This window comes from Actinomadura sp. SCN-SB, from assembly GCF_043906805.1.
In the GTDB taxonomy this organism is placed as follows: domain Bacteria; phylum Actinomycetota; class Actinomycetes; order Streptosporangiales; family Streptosporangiaceae; genus Spirillospora.
Map to the genome: position 1 here is coordinate 142,940 of NZ_JBIMPP010000009.1, position 15,147 is coordinate 158,086.

Consider the following 15,147-nt stretch of genomic DNA (forward strand, 5'->3'; position numbering starts at 1 on the left):
GAGCCGAGGACGAGCCGAGGACGAGCCCGATGGACGACGCGCACAGGCCGGCATCCGGCGCCGGGTCCGCGGCGGGTTCCGCGGAGTCGCACTCGTGGATCATCGTCGACGACCTCGACGAGGGTGACGCGAGCCAGCCCGACCCCCGTCCGGGGCTCCCGGCACCCGAACGGCGCAACGAGGGCTGGGACTTGGCCGGGACGACGTGGAACGGCATGTCGGTCACCCCGCCCAAAGCCCCGCCTTCCAGCTTGGCCGCCCACGGCGGCTCTCCCGCCCCCGCACCGTCCGCAGCGTCCGCGCCGTCCGCGCCTCCCGCGCCGTCCGCGCCTCCCGCGCCTCCCGCGCCGTCTCAGCCGGCGGTGTCGGCGCCCGGGCTTCCCACCCGGACCTCCCGCCCCGATCTGGGCCCGATGGCCGTCACCGCGGTCGTGACCCTCCTGGCCGTGCTGCTGGTGATCTCTTCGATGCGTTGAGCCGACGGTGAGTAAGGAGTCTCGCGGCCCAGGCCAGTAGTTGCGCGGAGCCGTCCCGCAGCACACCGCGGACGCCGCGCGCCAGTGCCAGCGCCAGACCGGCCACCAGGAAGTTCAGCACCATGGCCAGGCCCGCCACCTGGCCCCAGGCGGCCGACTCGCGGACCCCGCATCGGCCGGTGACGACGATGTCGCCAGGGCAGTGCGGCGGGATCAACACCGCCAGCGCCCCGATGACGGCGGCGAGCCCGCACAACGCCGCCGCGGCGGTGATCCGGCCGATCGACCGCTTCCAGCGGCGATGCAGCCGCACGACCACCCGGATGATCGCGGCGGCGCAGACTCCGGCGGCGAGTCCGCCGATCAGGTCGGCGGTCCCGAAGCGCACCCGTGCCCCGTACTGGAGGATCATGAGGGCCACGGAGCCCGCCGCCAGGCCGAGGCCCAGCGCGGCGACGATCGCGACCTCGGCCGATGCCGTCCGCAGCCCGCCGCGAGGCTCGGGCGGGCCGCTCACAGCGGTGACCGTTCGTAGAACCGCAGCTCCTGGTCACGCAGCGGCACGGTCGCGAACGCGACCCTGCTCCGGGGCTTGTTGACCCGCAGATAGCCCTCGCCGATGGTCAGGTCCCGCAGCTCCTTCGAGGTCACCAGGAAGTTCTCGTCGTCCTGGGCACGGATCTCGGCGGCACCGGGGGACCCGTCGACCCGTTCGGTGAGCTTGCTGGTGTCGCGCATCCCGAGGAACTCGGCGCACTTGTCCGCCGACTCCGGTGATGACTGCGCCATGGCGAACAGCCAGTTGATGTTCTGCGTGAGGCGGGACCAGTCGTCGCCGTCCTTGTCGATCCAGTCGGTGGGCCCCTGGGTGCACAGGACCATGCTGAACTGTGCGGACCGGACCCGCGCCAGCATGTTCATGGCGATGTCCCGGTTGATGAAGTTGGCCTCGTCGATGACGATCAGCCGGGGCCGATCCTTGGGCCGGCGGCCCTGGATGCGCTGCGCGGCGTAGACCGACAGGCGCTGCAGCGCCGAGGAGGACAGGATGCGGGCCATGTCGGGCTGACCCAGCGAGTTGAGCCCGATGTAGGTCAGCCCGTGGCCGCGGACGTCGAGCATCCGCCGTCCGTCCCCGGGGATCAGCAGGGCGCGGCCCGCGCCGGAGTCGTAGAGCCCGGTCAGCTTGGTGCCGAAGCCGGCCGCCGACTTGGCCTCGTCGGCGCTCGGCTCCAGCACATTGGCGTACCGGCTCCGGCAGTGACCGGCGCGCCGGACCGTGTCGATCACCTGAACCCGGTCCCGGACGGCGTTCCGCATCTTGGGGCCGGCCTCCATGATCTTGCCCAGCTCCAGCAAGGTGGGCGGGGGGAACCGGTCCGGGGCGACCCCGGCGGCTTCGTAGCACAGTTGCACGACCTGCTGGAGGATCTTGCGGTTCAACGCCTTCCAGTAGGCGTCGTCGAACTCCACCAGCGAGAGGATCGTGTCGAACGCCTCATCGGCCGACATGTCGGCGAGGACGTTGAACCAGTAGGACGACTGACGGTCCCCCAGCGCGATCTCCTGGAGCGGCACCTGGTGCATCAGGGAGTAGCCGCGCAGGAAATCCCGCAGCCCCCCGGGCTCGGTGTCCTCCTTCATGTCGATGACGGTGATGTCGTATCCGAGGTCGGCCGCCGCGCCGATGAGCCACATCAGGGTGACGGTCTTGCCGCTCCCGGTGGAGCCGACCACGCAGCCGTGCATGCCCAACTCGCCGGTGCTCAGCCACACGGGCCGCTTCCTGCCGCCAAGCCCGAGCGGGATGGACTTGTCCGCCAGGGCGGTGGCGCGCGCCTTCTCCGTCGCGTACGGGCCGCGCACGGCGGGAATGTCCGCCAGGGTGATCCGGCGGGACACCTGCCGCCGAAGCCTTTCGCGCCGGCCCCTGCGAGGGGTGATCGGGTCCTCGGTCATCTCCAGGCGGCGTAGCCACGTGCCGTCCAGCACGTCCTGAACCGTCTTCTTGCACCGCATCACCGCACCGAGCGTGGGGGCTTGGGCGGAGCGGGGGACCAGGCCGGCGCATCCCGCCAGCGCGACCGCCACGCAGAGCACCGCGGTGACCGGCACCCGGGCGGGGTGCCCGACGCCGACGCCGGCGAAGCTCATCAGCCAGTGGCCGTAAGCCAGCGTGTTCTCGTGCAGCCGCCAGCAGAACCCGACCAGCCCGGCCACCAGCAGGATGACCCAGTCCCGGCGGCGGAGGACGCGGCGCAGCAGCAGGAAGAGCACGATCGCGCAGGCGGCCAGCAGCGTCAGCAGCAGCGCCAGAGCCAGCGCCACCGTGATCAGGGCCGCGCCGACATAGCCGACGCCCGGTTCCTCGCGTCCGCGGATCGGCTCGCCGAAGTCAACCATCTGCGGTCCTCAGTCGGTGCCGTCTCAGTCGGTGCCGTCTTCGTCGTTGTCGTCTCCGCCGAGGCCGGTGGCCGAGGTGACGCTCTCGAAGACCGCGCCGGCCACGGCGCCCATGAATTTCGAGCCCTCCACGGTGAAGTCCAGGTTGAACAGCAAGCCGCAGACGGTCAGGCCGAACAGCAGCTTCTTGAATCCCTCCCCGGCCCTCCCGGCGGAAACGTGCCTGACCAGCGTAAGAATGCAGATGAGGCCGACGATGACGGCGACCGCGCCGCACCCGGCCGCGATGCCTTTGCCAAGCGTGGATTCCAGGAAATTGTTGGCACCGCCTTCGGCGCCGTCAGGAGGTACCGCTACCAACAACATGGTGATTCTCATCTCGGCTTCTCCGTGTTCGGGTTATCGGGTGGTGTAAGCGTTGGAGAACGGCTCCAGCCCGGCCGCGGAACCGGCCGGTCCCCAGGCAAGGACGGGCGGCCGCACTCCCTCAGGAGCCCCGACGAGCAGGTCGAAATCGGCGTGCACGGTGAACCTTCCGGCCGTGGCGCCCTCCGGCGGCTCTTCGGGCGCCGTTCCGGCCTGCGGCGCCCTGGCCAGCAGGACGCGCACCCGGACGATGAGCCGTCCACCGGACGCCCGGATCGCCGACAGCACCTGAACGGACCGGGCCGAGTCGGGCAGGGTGAAACCGGACAGCCCCACGTAGCGATGGTCGGCGTTCTGATCACCGGTGAGCGCCAGCAGCGCCGCCGAGTCGCCGGTCACATAGGCGTGCGCCCACCGCCCGACCTGCTCCTTCACCCGGTCGCCAACCGGGGTGACCAGGTCGCGATAGCCGGTGTAATCGCCCTGGCCGACCGCCTGGCCCGGCTGGTCGCCGCGGGCCGAGAAGGCGGGTGCGGCGGCCAGCCGCGGGCCCTGAGCGCTGAGCAGCACGGGAACGTCGAGTCGCAGGACCTGCGGGCCCGCGCCCGGAGTCGGTGAGGCGCTCGGGGAGCCGCTGGGCGTGGCGCTCGGGGAGCCGCTGGGGGAGCCGCTGGGGGAGCCGCTGGGCGTGGCGCTGGGCGTGGCGCTGGGGGAGGTGGTGGGCGAGCCGTCAGCCGATCTGCTGGGCGAGGCGCTCGGAGTGGCCCCCCGCGAGGCCCTGGTGCCCGGCCGCTCCCGGGGGGAAGCGGTGGGGGCCGGCTCGGTGCCGGCCTCGTTCCCATCCCGGTCCGGCTCCCCCGGCGCCGGCAGCATGACCAGGAAATGATGGATCTCGAAGTCGGTGAAGCCGAGCTCTTTCGATCCGAAGTGCTGAGGAGTGAAGCCCACCCAGCTCAGTGACCGGTAGGGGAGCGGAGGACCACCCTCGCCCTCGGCGCGGCCGGTCGCCGGAGGCGCGGCCTGCTCGGGGTCGAACGAGGCGGCGTGCGGGACGTTCAGCGGACCCCCCGACAGGTAGCTCATCGCCGCCGCGTGCGCCAGGCTCCGGCCCTCGGGCTCCGCCGGAGGCGCCTCGCGGCCGGAACGTCCGTTCGCCACGGATATGGCCGTCGCGGCCACGCTGAGGGCGGCCGCCAGGTACAGCACATAGAGGATCCGCCTGGCGCGCCTGCGGGCCGTCGGCTCGTTCGACCGCCTGGCGGGGACCATGGTGAAACGGGTGGGTGATGGTTCCGGCATGCTCCGGCTCCTGGTTTGTACTCCGCTCGTCGGCGGGACCGTCCGGTCGTCACGCCCATCGGCAAGGGAGGGCGCTCAGCCACGCCGTCCCCGGGTGCCGCGGCGCCTCCCGCGGCCGGAGCCGGATGCCTTCGGCCGTCGTCCCAGCCGGTAGCGGCCACGCCGCCGTCCGGCGCGCGGTACCGAGCGCAGCGGGTATCCCCGTGAGTCCCAGTCGACGGCGTCGACAGGGACCCCACCGGGCAGCATCCGGACCGTCCCCGCGGCGGTCCTGCGCAGGGGCGCGATCCCCACGTACAGGCGGACCGGGCGCCCCTCGACCACCGGACCGTGCGTCCTGGCGGTGCTGAGCCGCAGACCCAGCCATCGGGTCAGCGACTCGCCGGGCAGCGGCGAGAAGTTGGCCGCCGCCCACCCGGCCGCGCCGCCCAGCATCGGGCCGTAGATCAACGCCCGGAGTCCCGGCCCGAAGATGAAGACGGTCCCGAGGAATCCCAGCATCGCGCCGCCCGCGACAACGGCGAGGGTGGTCAGCCTGACGGTTCGCGGCAGCGTGACTTCCTTGGTGATGCCGCCGATCACGGGTGGCGGCGGCTTGAGCATGTTGGTCGCGGCCAGCATCGTCGGGCCGCGCACTTCGTCTTCGGTGCTCATGCCGGGATCGTCCGCGCTCACCGGGCCCTCGCCACAGCCGGAGTTGCCTTTTCGGCGTCACCACAGACGGTCCGATACATGCCGAAGATGACGGACCACGTGCGAGCCGGTTTCAAACGCCGCCGGCGCCCGTGGGAGGCGGTGGAACTGCCCGAGTGGTGGACGCTGGCCATCTGGGCGGGCCTCGCCGGCGTCGTGGTCGCTCTCGTGGTGAGCGGGCTGGCCGCCCGTGGTGGATCGGGTGGCGCCACCGCCGGTGCCGGGGCCGTTCGCTACACGATCCAGCCCGTGAACCCTCACCGGGTGGCTCCGACGCGGGAAGCGGCGTCCCCCGAGGCAGCGGGGGCGGACGCTCCTCCCGGCCCTTCGCAGGCCCCACGGGTTCCCTCGCACGGGGACTTCGGGGCGACCGCACCGGTGCGAGTGCCCCGGACCGGGGGCGGTATGGCGACCATCCCCGCGGGCGCCTGGAATCTGGCGCTGGCCGCCGCCCGCGCCGCGGCGACCGGTGACTGGACCGGGGTACCGGTGCGCGGCGACGCCGGCGGGGTGGTCAAGTCGCCGGAGGGCTCCGTCGTCGGGACCGTCACCGTCGAGGACCCCGCGGTGACCGGCCCCGGCCTGCACAGGTTCAGCGCGACGATCACACACGGCCCGGCGGAGCCGCCCTATCGCGTCGCGATCGACGTCGAACGCGACCGGTCCGGCTTTGTGGCCTCGCGAACGCCGCAGGAGACCGGGCGGCCCTGAGGCCCTCGCCGGGCGTCCCGCAACGGCGCAACGACATCCCTGGTCCGAGTCCGACTGGCCGGTTTCGACCTGCGAACCTTCGCGAGGTGGCGGATGAACGAAGCGGACGGCGCCGCCGAGTCCGATCCGCGCGCGGCGGCGTCACGGCTGACCCGCCGGCGCGCCTCGGCGCTCATCGCCGACCAGGACCCCGGTACGGCGGACAGGACCCCACCGGCCGAGGCGGCGCCCGGCCCACCTCCGGGCACCGAAAGCGGCCGTCCGGACGTCCCCGCCAACCCGCTCGGCGCCCCGGCACGGGAAGGGATCGGCGGTCCCTCGGCCGGCCCCTCGGCCGCTCCCTCGGCCGGCCCCTCGGCCGGTCCCGTCGCCGGCAGGGGAGCCACCGGGACCGCCGGCGATGCTCCCGGCGCGTCGGCGGGCCTGCCGGGCGCCGCCGGTCCGGCGGGCACCGGTGGTCCGGCGGACGCTGCTGGGTCGGCCGGCAGACCCGGGTTCGTCCCACCGGAGGGTGACACGCTCAAGGACAAGGCTGGGCATCTGGCCGGGCAGGCCCTGGACGAAGGCGCCCGCCAGGGAGCGGCATCGGCCGGTGTCCCGCCGCCCGTCTACGACGCGGCCAAACGCCTGCTCGACACCAAGGCGGGCCGGGCTATGCTGGACCGCTCGCCGGGGGGCCGGCTGCTGCCCAAATCCGTGAAGGACGGCTTCTTCAAGTCGGGTGGCGGCAAGGGTGGCCCCGGTGGGAGCGCGGACGACGAGCCCGGCGACTCCGGCACGGCCTCGGGTAGCGGCCGGTATGCCATGGTGCTGGCCGTCACCCTGCCGCTACTGCTGCCGCTGCTGTGCGTCATGCTGATCGCCACGCTGGTGCTGGGAACGCAGGCGTCCTTCGACGCCACGCCGTCCCAACCGCCCGCCGAGTCCGACGAGGCCGTCGCCGAGTACTTCCCGCCCGGCTGGCAGCAGATGCTGAAGCACGCCGCGGAACGTGCCGAGGCCGGAGCGCCGGTGCACGCCGCGGTGCCCTGGACGATCCTGGCCGGGCTGGCCGCGGCGCAGACCACCTTCGCCCGGTACAGCCCGTACGACGCCATCGACCGCGACCCCGGGCGCTCGGTGAAGGAGATCCTGACCGGCGGTGGGACGGGGGGCCGTCCGGCGCCCGAGAGCACGGCACCATCCGCTCCGACGCCTACCCCGACATCCACATCCACATCGACGCCGACGTCCACGCCGACATCCACGCGGACGCCGACGCCGACGCCGACGCCGACGTCCACGCCGACGTCCACGTCCACGTCACCGGCCGTTGCGCCGACGGCGGCGACCATGACGCCCACCGTGCGCCGTGCCGCTGCCACCGGCTCGCCCAGCGGCACGCCGTCTCGGGCGGACGCGGGCGGCTGCGTGGTGGACGCCCCATCCCCGCCCATCGGCGGCAAGGGCACGGAGGGCTCCGGGCCCTACCTGCTCGGCCCCGCGGCCGCGGCCGAGATGCGCCGCGCGGGCCTTGACCCACAGAACCCGTGCGAAGCCTCCGTCTACGTGGGACGCAAGCTTTCGGCGGCGGCGCGGAAGATGGCGGACGACCCGTCCAACCCCTACAAGATGCCCGCCGAGTCAGAGGGCAGGCAGGAGCGGGCCCGCGAGTACTGGGCCAAGGTCATCGGGGCCTCCGGGCTGTTCACCGAGCCCGGCGGCGCCGCCGACGATGCGGAGTGTTCCGTGCCACGGCCGGATGATCCGGACAAGCCGTGGTCGATCAGCTTCAAGGTGATCTCCATCTGGAGCTGCGCGGGCGCCCGGTCGGCGGAGCTGCATCTGGTGACCGGAGGCAGGTACGCGGACGGCTCCGTCGAGTTCGAGGTCGAGCCCGACCGGTCCGCCGCCATCAAGCTCCTCGTCGACGAGGCGCTGGCGGTCAGCTACGCGGCGGGGGGCTGGGAGACCCGCCGGTGCGACGACGACGCGGACGGGCGGCAGGGCGTCTTCCCCATGACCAAGCAGGAGGCCGCCGCCGCCCGGGTGACCGACCGCTGCGACGTCGACGCGAACATCGCCGGGGCGGCCCGGCTGGTGCTCGGTGATGAGGCGGTGCCGCCGCGGAGCCGGGCGGCCGGGCTCGGGCCGTTCCAGCCGATGGCGGGCGGGTGGCAGCGCCTGAGCATCGCCATGGGCGACGACCTCGGGCTGTTCTCGAAGGTCGGCCCCAGCCGGAACTACACCGGGACCGAGGCCTGCACCGCGGTGCTGACCGCGTATCTGCGGGCCATCGCGCCGCACGCCGCGGAGTTCGCGGCGCTGCGGGAGGTGCCCACCGCGTCCGAACTGCGGCGGGTCTGGGATCCGAAGCTGACCGCCCTGCGCGGTGCGCACGGCATCACCGCCCCGGAGTCCGACCCGGCCTGCGCGGTCGGCTCCTGGGCGCGGGGCTTCAACGCCGCGCTGGCCGAACACGCCACCGAGCTGGCCGGCGCCGACCCTGCGGGAGGCCCGAACCTCGTCGGGCTGGGTAACTACTACCAGGGCAAAGAGGACGCGATCCGTCCCACCAAGCCGGTTCCCGGCAAGGACACCCTGGTCATCCCCAGGCTGGCGGTACGTCCGCTGGAGGACGTCGGCGCCCCGATCGCTCCCGACGCCACCGAGGCCTGGTCACGGGCCGGCACCGGCGAGGGCGTGAACCTGCCGGCCGCGCGGCGGGCCGTGGACTTCGCCTGGTTCTTCGGCGGGGTGATCGAACCGTTCGACAGCGCCGGCGAACGGATCGGCACCCTGCTCAACGATGACCCCGAGGGTTCCGGGCCCAGCGATGACCCCGAGGGTTCCGGAGCCGACGATGACCCGGAGGGGTCCGGAGCCGACGACGACCCGGAGAAATCCGGGCCACCGGCACCCAAGCAGAAGGAGGCCGGGCCGGATGGCTGCCCCACCAAGGCGCCGCGCGGCACGCTCCGGCAGGGTGCCGAGAAGATCGGCATCGCGAAGCTGTGCGCCGACGCGGTGGCCAAGGCCCGCACCCCGGAGGCCGCCAAGGCCATCAAATGGGCCCTGTCGCATCTCGGCATGAAGTACAGCCAGCCCCATAGGAACGACCCCGGCTACGCCGACTGCTCCAGCTTCGTGTCCCGTGCCTACCGGGACGCGATCCCCGGTCTCTACACGGGCAACGCGCCGACCACGCACACCCTGCGCCGGCTGAGCTGGATGCGGCAGATCTCCCTCGGGCAAGCCAAACCCGGTGACCTGGTGGAGCCGCACCCCGGGCATGTGGCGATGCAGCTCGCCGGCGGCTACAAGGTGCACACCAACAGGCCCGGCGACGTCGCCCACGTCACTCGGGCCTACTCGTCGGCCACCTGGGTGGGCTGGGTCGACCCTTCCAAGGTCTGAACGGGGCCTCCGGCGCGGATTCGCCTCGCGGTCATTCCCGCCGGTACATCCGTTTCAGCATGGCGCGCGAGTTCGGCGTCGCCGACTGCCTGGGATCGGACTCGCGCGTCCGCTGAGCCTCGTCCGCGATCCGCTGCGCCTCGTCGTGCAGGCGGACCGAATTCTGGTTGGCGAAGAACTCGTTCCTGATCAGCGTGGCCACCGCCGACCTGAACTCCTCCACACTGGCACCGAGCTTCTCGGCTGCGCCGGCGTCGCCCGGTAGGACGGACAGAGCCCCGATCCCACGGTCGAACAGCTCGTTCATTTGTGTCCGTTGGACGTGCAGATCCCTGAGGCGTTCCCCCGTGTTCCGCGCGCCGCCGGGACGGCCGAGCTCGTCGGTGCGCAGGTCGACCAGGCTGCGCGCCGACATCGAGGCCAGCAGGGAGTCCCGCAGGCTCGTGGTCAGGCCGTCGATCCGCTTGACACCGGCGCCGTGCTCGGCGATGAGCCGATCGCGGCGGGTCCGCGCCTCCTCCGGCGGCAGCCGGTCCCATTGCTCGAAGAGGCGGCGCATCCGCTCGGCGACGTCCTCCATTGCGCCGAACGCGTGGTCGAGTTCCTCCCCGATCACCCCGGCGGTCGTCGGCCGTCCGTCGGGAAGCCGGGCGGGAGCGTTCTTCATGTCCCGGATCTCGCTGAGGGCGGCGTGCCCCACCCATGCCGGACCGGGCGGCGTGCCGCCCTCGTCCGGGCCGGGGGCGTTCGTGCCGCCCCGCGGGGACGGTCCGTCCATCCTTTCGAGCACCTTCAGGTAGGCGGCTGCGCGCTGCTCCGCCGAGATCGGTCCGTCATCCGGTGCCTGGGACGAGGCCGGCTGCGTCGTGGTCCCCTGTGTCCCGTCCTTGGCGGTGTCCGTTGGGCCCGGCTTGTCCTTGGCGGTGTCCGCCGAGTCCGGTTTGTCCTTGGAGGTGTCCGCCTGATCGTCGGTGGTCCCGTCGGCGGTCCCCCGGTGTTTCAGGAACCGCTCGTTCAGCGTGCCGAAGCCCCGCTTGAACGCGGCGAGTCCCTCCGCCGGCGCCGTGCTCGCCCGGTCGGCCACGTTACGGGAGGCCGGCCCGTCACCGGCCGCCTTCAGCGCCGCGGCGCCCGCGAAGCCCACCGCGCCGTTGATGCTCGTGATGTTCCCGAGCCCCATGGCCTTGGTGACCTTCTTGAACAGCCAGAGCGCGGCGAGGGGGGCCGCGGCCTCGGCGATCTGTTCGAAGAAGCTCGGGGTGTCGGTGCCGATCGCGGCCCGGATGGCCCCGGTCGTCACCACGATGAGCATCAACATGGCGGTCAGTGCGAGGGTGAGGACGAACTTTCCGGCGGCGGCGGCACCGGTGAACTTCAGCAGCCGCTTGCCCTGTTCGAGCCGGGCGGCGAACATGATCAAGGAGATGGGAAGGATCATGGCCAGCCCCGCCAGTGCCACGCTGACCAGCGTGAGGCCGATCGCCAGGGGACCCAGCACCAGCAGGAAGATGGCGGCGATGATCAGCGACATGAGCCCCTGGCTGATCCGCTCGGCCTCGTTGCCGCCGAGCCAGGACGCGACGAACGCCCAGTTGGCGCGGCATGCCTCCGAGGTGATCGCGCACTCCCCGAGCTTGCCGTTCAGCTCGTCGTCGCCGTTGAAGTAGAAGGCCCCCAGACTTTCGCCTCTCGTTCGTCCGGGGAGCGCGTTGTCCAGCAGAAAGTCGACGAACTCCCCGAAGTTCATCCCGAGCCCGTCACTGCTGTAGAGGAACTCGCAAGCCTCGGACGTTCCACTCATGCCGGCGGCGTCCCACTGCGGCAGGGGCTGCCCGCCGCCCAGTCCGTCGTCGCTCCGGCAGGCGCCCCACGCCACGATCAGGGTCTGTTCGCCGGTCCGGGCGGTGATGGCGACCCCGCGCCGCATCTCCGGCGTGGTGGTACCCGGGGCCTGTCCGATCGACAGGTCGTAGGCCGCGAGTTTCTGCGTGACGTCGACATCGGCGCGCGCTTCGAGCAGCCGGCATGCCGCGTGGGCGGGCGACGGGTTCTTCGCGTTGCCGTCCCCGAACTGCGCGAGCATCCAGGACCGGACGAGCGTGGTCTCCCACATCCTGCTCACCTGGTCCATGGCCGCGACGCCCTCGTCGAACCCCGCGGATTCGTTGTCGGCCCGGTACTTGTCGTAGAGCGCCTTTTCCAGTGCGGCACACGTGGCCTTCCCGGCCACCGCCTCATCATGGTCGTAGAAGACGTTGCTCTCCTCCCGCCGGCGGCTGAGGTCGGCGAGGTCGGACAGGTCCAGCAGGGACTCCGACGCCCGGCCGAACCAGTCCTGCACCGTCTTGGCCATCCAGGGAACGGTGTAGGCGCCGGTCGGATCGCTGGGTTCGTCGGACTGGTCCGCGATGAAGAAGATCAGTCCGGTGGCCGCCAGGAACGCGGTCAGCATCCGCATGGCCGCCGCGGGCCCGCCCTTCCGCTTGCCGCTGTTCCAGCGCCGCGCCGCGGCGGCCAGCACGAACAGCCATGCCGGGATCAGGAACCAGGACGCGTAGAGGGCGAAGGTCCGGGCGGCCGAGTTGATCGAAGGGGCGGCCAGGCACACCATGTCGAAGCTGTAGCTGAACCCCATGGCCATGCCGATGATGCGCCATGCCAGCGCCGCCGCCATGAACAGGAAGCTGGCGAGCATCGACATGAACGCCCGGGTCTGGATGAATCTGGCGTTGTCGACGACGAAGAGCTCGAAAGAGGTCCACCGGTTCAGCGGCAGGTAGTCCCGTACCTCGCTGTACGTCTGGCAGTTGCTCGGCCGGGAGCTCGGCTCGGCGTCGGGTGGCTCGGTGTCGGGTGGCTCGGTGTCGGGTGGCTCGGCGTCGGGTGGTGCGGCATTGGGTGGTGCGGCGGGCGCGTGGGCCGGGGAACCGAGCGTGGCGGCGGCCGGTGAACCGGCCTGCGGCGCGCCAGCCGTGGTGGACGCGGCCATCGCGATGATCATCGGCGCCGTGTCGGCGTCATCGGAACCGGAGTACTGTCCCGAGAGCAGGGCCAGGCCGGAGAACACCGTGAGGACCAGCGCCCACACGAGGATCTGGAGACCTCGCCGGGGCCGCGTCGCCGCATCGCCGGATGCCCGCACCGGGCGGGAGCGCTCTGCCGGACCCAGCCCACTCCGACGTCGGCTCAGGTGCTGAGCCACGCGTCTCCCTCGACGTTCGCCTCGGAGGGGGCGGCGGCGCCGTGCTCGGCCCGCGCGGCGGCCGCCCGCCGCTCCTCGCGCTTCCGGCGGTCCTCGGGGTGCGTGCTGTAGGCCGCGGCGGCCTCCGGGGGCGTCGGCCCGAGGACGACCTGGGCGTGCCGCCCCGCCAGATCGCGGAAGATGCCGCGCGCCCAGCGGCCGGGCTCGCCGTTCTCGGGGGGCAGCGGCCCGAACTCGCGGAGATCGGCGATGCGCTCGGGAGTCGGCTGGAGCCCGCACAGGCTCAGCGCCGCCTCCGCCTCCTTCCGCTCGTTCAGCTTCAGCACCAGCACGCGGCTGAGGTAGGACTCCAGGTCCTTGGTCACGACGTCCGCGATCCGCTGGGTGAGGAAGACCGGCAGGATGTTCAGCGAACGGCCCTCCCGGGAGATGCGCTGCAGCGAGGCCAGGCCCTCCGCCTGCGACAGGAACGTCCACGCCTCGTCCACGACCAGGACCCCGGACCGGTTGGAGATGAGGATCTCCAGCGACGCCCGGATGACCAGGCGCACGGCGGCGAGTCCGATCCGTTCCGACACCGAGTACTCGCTGGGGGACTTGCCCTCCGGGAGGCCCAGATCGCGGTCGAAGTCGACGAGCGTCAGGAGCTGCGTCATGTCGAGGCGCGGCAGCGGCTTGAGGGCGATGCCGAGGGCGAACATGCTGGACGCCTCCATCTGCTGCTCGACCAGGCCGCGCAGCCGCTCGGCCTCCTCGCCGGGCACGTACCGCAGGGCGTCCCACACGCAGCGCGCGCCGTTGAGCGCGCCGCGTTTGAGACCCGACCCCAGAGCCAGCCGCTCGGGCAGTGTCAGTCCGTCCCGGTGGTCGTCCAGCGCAGCCAGGATGTGCACGTTGGCGATCTCCGCGGCGATCGTCGGCGGCGCGTACCGGAACGGGTCGAAGGCGCCCGGGGACTCCTCCAGGGCGGCCATGGAGACCCGGCCGCTGGGCAGCCCGAGCTTGCGGGCGTAGTCGACCATCCCGTAGAGCGAGTCCCCGCCCTTGGGATTGACGAAGATCACCGGCAGGCCGTTCAGCGCCGACTGGAGGGCGACCGACTGGGCGAAGAACGTCTTTCCGCTGCCGGGGTCCCCGAAGATCCCGAAGACCGGCGGCAGGTTGCGGCGCGGGGCGCCGAGGGGGTCGACGAAGAACGGGGTGCCGTCCGGGTCGATCAGGCCGCCGAAGACCCCGGTGCCGTCGCCCAGGTGGGAGAACGACTGGAGGCCGGCGTGCGAGATCATCGGCACGTTGACGTCCTGGAGGAACGGGTTCACCCGTACCGAGGAGCACGGCAGGGTCTCCTCCAGGGCCTGGATCTGCCGGTGCTCCAGCGGCTTCATCTGGATGCCGTAGACCTGGCTGAGGTAGTCGATGTAGGTCTGGGCGGCGCCACTGACCTCGCGTGCCATGACGATGCTGCAGTTGGCGAGCATCGGCTGGTTGGAGCCCGCGAGGTAGTCCTCGACCTCCTTGGCCTGCCGGAAGGTCTTGGACAGCTCGACCTTTTCCAGGTCCTGCGTCTTCCGCTCCTCCTGCATGTTCGCCATGATCCGGCGCTGCGCCCTGCGGGCTCGGGCCCGCGTCAGGTTCGCCGGCTCCAGCTCGGCGCGGATGGAGATGACGTGCGGCGCGTCACCGGGCAGGCTGACCGCCTCCATCGCCCACTGCGAGTGCGGGGATTCCAGGATCGGCTGGTCGAAGCGCATCACGGCGGACATCTCCAGCTCTCCGAGACCGTGCACGCGAAGCCGGGTGGGCAGCTCCTCGAGGACCGCGTCCGGGCCGCGCCCGAGGTTGTACCAGGACTCCAGGTGGTCCAGTTCCTGGCGGGTGGGCGGCCGCGCGTTCGCCCGCTCGAAGATGACCTGGAGGAGCTCGATGTCCTTGCGGTAGAGCTCCAGGTTCGGCACGTCCTCGGCGATGGACTCCTTGACCAGTTCCGTGAGCGCCTTGAACTTCGCCGCGCCGCTCGCGTTCCGATCCGTCCTGGACGCCTTGTCCATCAGTGACGACCGGAGCAGCACCCCGACGAGCAGGGCCCGCCGGGGGGCCAGGAACCCGAAGGCCCCGGCCTGGTAGGACCGCAGGGCCGCGGCGTTCTCCGGCGGTGGGACGACCTGGTCGTCCCAGGTGATCGAGATGACGTGGATGTTCCGGTTGCTGGACAGCGTGGCCAGGCCGCCGATGGGCTGCCGGGATGTTCCCCCGAGCTCGCTCAGCAGCCGTGCGAGCGGCAGGGCGAGCGTCAGCTGCTGCTCCGGGTCCTCCCATTTCATCGGCGACAGCGGCAGGGCGCGGTACATCCACACCTCGCCGTTGTGGCCGACGTAGATGCCGTCGGCGGTGCGCCATGCGTACGGCGTCGTCCACATGGTGGCGGTATCGGCCTCCGACCGGCCTGCTCGGCCGACTCCTGCCAGCCGCCGGAGCGTCGCCCTGAGGTGCGCCATGTATGTCATCTCCCGGTTTGCGTAAGGTCTCGGGGGGGATCGTCCGGGAATCGGTGGTGGCCGCAGCCGCCCTTGTCCGCACGATCGCAGCAGAGGACCAACCGCC

Annotated in this window: 10 protein-coding genes; 3 read left to right on the forward strand and 7 right to left on the reverse strand. The window is 72.0% G+C overall.

The genetic code is table 11. The features are described from left to right. Nucleotides 1-29 precede the first annotated feature (29 nt). The gene (locus ACGWYJ_RS08550) at nt 30-476 is read left to right on the forward strand and encodes a hypothetical protein (RefSeq protein WP_395105137.1); all 447 of its coding nucleotides are present in this window, start codon (nt 30-32) and stop codon (nt 474-476) included. Here ACGWYJ_RS08550 and ACGWYJ_RS08555 read toward each other — a convergent pair. From ACGWYJ_RS08555 to ACGWYJ_RS08575, 5 genes are all read right to left on the reverse strand, one after another. Further along, nucleotides 421-993: a hypothetical protein gene (locus ACGWYJ_RS08555; protein ID WP_395105138.1), complete on the reverse strand. Its 573-nt coding sequence runs from the start codon at nt 991-993 to the stop codon at nt 421-423. The genes ACGWYJ_RS08550 and ACGWYJ_RS08555 overlap by 56 nt on opposite strands. Next, the gene (locus ACGWYJ_RS08560; RefSeq protein WP_395105139.1) at nt 990-2,879 is read right to left on the reverse strand and encodes a TraM recognition domain-containing protein; all 1,890 of its coding nucleotides are present in this window, start codon (nt 2,877-2,879) and stop codon (nt 990-992) included. Before ACGWYJ_RS08560 ends, ACGWYJ_RS08555 begins: the two co-directional genes overlap by 4 nt. Before the next feature lie 24 nt (nt 2,880-2,903). Further along, a complete protein-coding gene (locus ACGWYJ_RS08565) occupies nt 2,904-3,257 on the reverse strand; it encodes a hypothetical protein (protein WP_395105140.1) in 354 nt (117 codons plus the stop codon). 21 nt (nt 3,258-3,278) lie between these two features. Next, nucleotides 3,279-4,544, reverse strand: coding sequence for a hypothetical protein (locus ACGWYJ_RS08570; RefSeq protein WP_395105141.1), 1,266 nt, complete (start codon nt 4,542-4,544; stop codon nt 3,279-3,281). Nucleotides 4,545-4,619: 75 nt separating this feature from the next. Further along, the gene (locus ACGWYJ_RS08575) at nt 4,620-5,198 is read right to left on the reverse strand and encodes a hypothetical protein (protein ID WP_395105142.1); all 579 of its coding nucleotides are present in this window, start codon (nt 5,196-5,198) and stop codon (nt 4,620-4,622) included. Between the two features lie 78 nt (nt 5,199-5,276). Between ACGWYJ_RS08575 and ACGWYJ_RS08580 the strand changes: the two genes are divergently transcribed. Both ACGWYJ_RS08580 and ACGWYJ_RS08585 read left to right on the forward strand, forming a co-directional pair. Further along, nucleotides 5,277-5,948 carry a hypothetical protein gene (locus ACGWYJ_RS08580; protein ID WP_395105143.1) on the forward strand — a complete coding sequence of 224 codons (672 nt, stop codon included), beginning with the start codon at nt 5,277-5,279 and terminating at the stop codon, nt 5,946-5,948. Between the two features lie 93 nt (nt 5,949-6,041). Continuing rightward, entirely contained in the window at nt 6,042-9,344 is a 3,303-nt protein-coding gene (locus ACGWYJ_RS08585; RefSeq protein ID WP_395105144.1) for a hypothetical protein, read from the forward strand. Nucleotides 9,345-9,375: 31 nt separating this feature from the next. Here the strand turns inward: ACGWYJ_RS08585 and ACGWYJ_RS08590 are convergent, their stop codons facing one another. Together ACGWYJ_RS08590 and ACGWYJ_RS08595 are read right to left on the reverse strand one after the other, a co-directional pair. Further along, a complete protein-coding gene (locus tag ACGWYJ_RS08590; RefSeq protein WP_395105145.1) occupies nt 9,376-12,432 on the reverse strand; it encodes a hypothetical protein in 3,057 nt (1,018 codons plus the stop codon). A 98-nt stretch (nt 12,433-12,530) separates the two neighbouring features. After that, complete coding sequence (locus ACGWYJ_RS08595) at nt 12,531-15,041, reverse strand: ATP-binding protein (protein ID WP_395105146.1); 2,511 nt, start codon at nt 15,039-15,041, stop codon at nt 12,531-12,533. Nucleotides 15,042-15,147: the final 106 nt, after the last annotated feature.